Source organism: Haemophilus sp. SZY H35, from assembly GCF_018829705.1.
Lineage (GTDB): Bacteria > Pseudomonadota > Gammaproteobacteria > Enterobacterales > Pasteurellaceae > Haemophilus > Haemophilus haemolyticus_K.
Genome location: NZ_JAHKJZ010000009.1, coordinates 1 through 3,400 on the forward strand (window position 1 = coordinate 1; position 3,400 = coordinate 3,400).

Here is a 3,400-nt window from a genome sequence, read left to right on the forward strand (position 1 = left end):
AAGACTACAAATTTATTGTTTAAAGACTACAAATTTATTGTGTTTGACTATATCTGTTTTTTGATGTAGTTTATTGCAATAAATTTGTAGTCTTATAGATTGGCCATGAATGATAAATTAACAGTCCATAAAGCAAATAACTTTGTGCAAGCAAGTTATTCAATGACGCTTGATGAAATGCGGATATTATCTTTAACTTTAGGAGTGTTTAACCCTAAAAATCCGTCTAAACGTGGATTCGACTTCACGGTAGCTGAATTCTGCAAACATTTCCCTGAAGTCAATCCTGATATAGCTTACACGCAAGTTAGAAATGCTGTTTTAAAGATCTCAAAGCGTTGGGTTACATTGGTTGATAACGAACACGAATTAACAGAAGTAGCTTTAATTCATAAGCGTTCCTATTTTAAAAAAGAAGGGCGGTTTTATATTGAGTTCCACGATGAGTTAATCCCTTACATTTCTGAATTACATGATAACTACACAAAATATCAGCTTGTAAATATCGGTGCTTTTAGTAGTACGCATTCTATTCGTCTTTATGAATTATGTTCTCAATATCGTGATACAGGTTGGCGACAAACTCCATTAGATGATTTAAAAGAGTGGTTACAGGTTTCAGATAAGTATGAGCGATACAATAATTTTAATCAGCGTGTTTTAACACCTGCTATTGATGAAATTAATGCTAAATCGGATCTTCTTGTAAGTGTTGAGCCTATTAAACGAGGGCGCAGCATTGTTTCGTTAAAGTTTACAATTAAAAGCAAGAAAAGTGCGGTAAAAATCGAACAGAAACGCCCGGCGTTCCCCCATAAAAACAAGTATGGTTCTTTCGTTAAGTTTGATGCTCAAAATCCAAAGTTTAGCTCGCATGAATACGCTATTTACGCTAAGGATTGTCTATTAAAGCTAGATAGTTTTTATGAGGTGATAGATGATGTGCCGCTAGATGACCTGGTGCATTATGCTAAATTTTTAGCAGTTAATGAAAGTCATAAGTCAAAATTTGGGAAAGAGCGTGATATTTGGGCTGAATTGAAAAAGAGAGGTTATAAGCTATCGCTTTATGAATTAGTAGAGATACCTAAAAATCAGATAGATTTTGTTGAATAGATTTATTTATACCTGACATAATTTCTCCTTGTTTAGTCGTGATGAAAATCATTGTGATAAGAATTGCCTAAGTCTTGAAATGAGTGATCAAAAGAACTGCTTAAATCTATTCCATAAGGATTCCCTCCTACATCAATTCCATTAGATGTTGGTAATCCAGTAGCCGGATTAATTGAATCAAAAGAACCGCTTAAATCTACTCCATAAGGATTTCCTCCCGCATCTACCCCACCTACCATTGGTAATCCAGTGGCAGGATTAATTTCATTATGAATAGATGATGGATTATTAGTGTTTACATCATTAATTGAAAAGGTTGAGTTAAGGAATGATGATTTATGATCTAGGTTTTTTTTTCTTAAAAAAAGCTCATATTCTTCTTTAGTCATAATTCTAAATCCAATTTTATCTTTGATTCTTTTTAAGAAATTAGAAAAAAATCTCATAATGTGGCCACCTAGTTAGCAAAGTGCTAAAATGATAATATAATTGAGCTAATTTTACGTTAAATAGCGTATTAGAAATAAGTCTTGTATTGCTAAGTCTTTTGTAAAAAAAATGAGCGTTTTTGTATTTAAAATTAAGACGCTGTCACAAAAAAATCTAAAATAAACTCGTAAAACATTCATCGGAAAACGTGAGGTATTTGCTGTTTTTTTTTGGGTTTTTAGATGAAAAGTTGCATCTCTACAGATTCTCTACGGATTCTCTACAGAATCTTTTGGTAAAATTTATAATAAAATCAAAAGATTCTCTGGGTGTGCGCTACAGATTCTCTACAGAATCAGCTCTCCCCCTCTAAAAATGTGGTCGAAAACACTCAAGCCATTGATTTATAAAGGAAAAAAGGCAAATTTTAAATTTGCGTTAGGTGTGTGTCAGAGTAAAGAATTAATGATATTTTAATAATAGAACCTGGCTTAATCTTTACCTTAGATCACCTGGTCTTTTTACCCATTCCAGGCAATTAAAATGCCTAATAAATACCTTAAATAAAAGAATAGAATGAACGACCTTTTTATTATTGTTTTTTATAATGCCCTTATTATCGTTTTTATCCTCTTTTTTGCTTATCTGTACTTAATGTATAAGCGTAAAAAGCACATCAATTCTTTATTAGAAAAAATGTCGAACTCTTACGCTAAATTTGCAATGAATAACCAGGCTCAGATGCAATTTGAGAAAAGAAAAAGAGAGTGGGAAAGGAAACACCCGATAAAGGCGCTAAAACAACGTATTAAGCGATTTTTTAATTGAGATTAATAAAACCTTTGATATGATGAAAAGGCGAAGAAATTCGCTCTCATATGAATAACAATGGTGCAAAATCTCCTTGCACCCATATTTAGCCGCAGAAAGTTACTCGTCTTTCTTACTGCGGTTTTTTTTACGCTCAAAAAAATGAAAATCCATAAAATCATTGGCACTTGTTGGCAATGATTTTATGGATTGTATCTTAATAATTTTTTTGTTTAGCTGATTTAAAATCTACGATATAAACGGTTTCTCTACCAATAAGGAATTTTACAAGATATTTCCCGTTAAGAATGGGGATTTCCTTTTTCTTTCTAAGACGGTACACATCTGCCGTGAAAGAAAGTTTATCAACCTCACTCTTGATAGCATCATAAAAATTTTCTGCAATAACCACATTTTGAGATTGTTCTAGAATGTATTGTGCTTGCCGCAGTAGTTTATTTTCTGCTAGTTCATACCATTTGATCGAGTAATCAAATTTCATCGAGTTTTAGTACCTGTTTCAGGTTTTTCATCACATCTTCATGAGAAGTTGATTTTACTAATCCATTTTCTAATTGATGCAGTAAATGAAGTTCTTCGTTTGTATAGAGGGGTTCTTTTTTCTCAAATGTTTGAGTATTGGGTAATGCTATTTGCATAATTCCTCCTTTTTTATATAAGGGTAGTTTATCAGAAAAATTTTTAATCAAAAAATAGGATGAAAACTATATCCCCTATCCTGCATTAGCATTTTTTTGTGAGCTGTAACATTGCATAAACACGCAATTTTACTGACTAGAATCATTTAACATAATGGCACTTTATGCGAAACCAGGTGCTTAACTATGCAAAACACCGCAATTCTAATTTTGTAAAATATTAAATAAAAAAGTAGGGCTGAAAGCCCCAAAAAGAGCCTTTAGGCTCTATTTTTTTGTATTCTTGTTTGTATTCTTGTTTGTGGCCTCTGGATTTCCTTGTTACACAAGGCTTGCAAGATTTATAAGACTACAAATTTATTGTTTAAAGACTACAAATTTATTGT

Annotated in this window: 4 protein-coding genes; 1 reads left to right on the forward strand and 3 read right to left on the reverse strand. The window is 32.1% G+C overall.

Going from position 1 to position 3,400, the window contains the following annotated elements; genetic code table 11:
* Positions 1–105 precede the first annotated feature (105 nt).
* Positions 106–1,116: a replication initiation protein gene (locus tag KP710_RS09320; RefSeq protein WP_215771108.1), complete on the forward strand. Its 1,011-nt coding sequence runs from the start codon at positions 106–108 to the stop codon at positions 1,114–1,116.
* A 32-nt stretch (positions 1,117–1,148) separates the two neighbouring features.
* Here the strand turns inward: KP710_RS09320 and KP710_RS09325 are convergent, their stop codons facing one another.
* The 3 genes from KP710_RS09325 to KP710_RS09335 all read right to left on the reverse strand — a co-directional run bounded on the left by KP710_RS09325 (position 1,149) and on the right by KP710_RS09335 (position 3,014).
* Entirely contained in the window at positions 1,149–1,562 is a 414-nt protein-coding gene (locus tag KP710_RS09325) for a hypothetical protein (RefSeq protein WP_215771109.1), read from the reverse strand.
* 1,010 nt (positions 1,563–2,572) lie between these two features.
* A complete protein-coding gene (locus KP710_RS09330) occupies positions 2,573–2,857 on the reverse strand; it encodes a type II toxin-antitoxin system RelE/ParE family toxin (RefSeq protein WP_005636121.1) in 285 nt (94 codons plus the stop codon).
* Positions 2,847–3,014: a hypothetical protein gene (locus KP710_RS09335; RefSeq protein WP_005646127.1), complete on the reverse strand. Its 168-nt coding sequence runs from the start codon at positions 3,012–3,014 to the stop codon at positions 2,847–2,849. Before KP710_RS09335 ends, KP710_RS09330 begins: the two co-directional genes overlap by 11 nt.
* Positions 3,015–3,400 lie beyond the last annotated feature (386 nt).

Coding starts and splice junctions, on each gene's coding strand:
- KP710_RS09320 (WP_215771108.1), top strand. CDS start 106: ATGAATGATAAATTAACAGTCCATAAAGCAAATAACTTTGTGCAAGCA.
- KP710_RS09325 (WP_215771109.1), bottom strand. CDS start 1,562: ATGAGATTTTTTTCTAATTTCTTAAAAAGAATCAAAGATAAAATTGGA.
- KP710_RS09330 (WP_005636121.1), bottom strand. CDS start 2,857: ATGAAATTTGATTACTCGATCAAATGGTATGAACTAGCAGAAAATAAA.
- KP710_RS09335 (WP_005646127.1), bottom strand. CDS start 3,014: ATGCAAATAGCATTACCCAATACTCAAACATTTGAGAAAAAAGAACCC.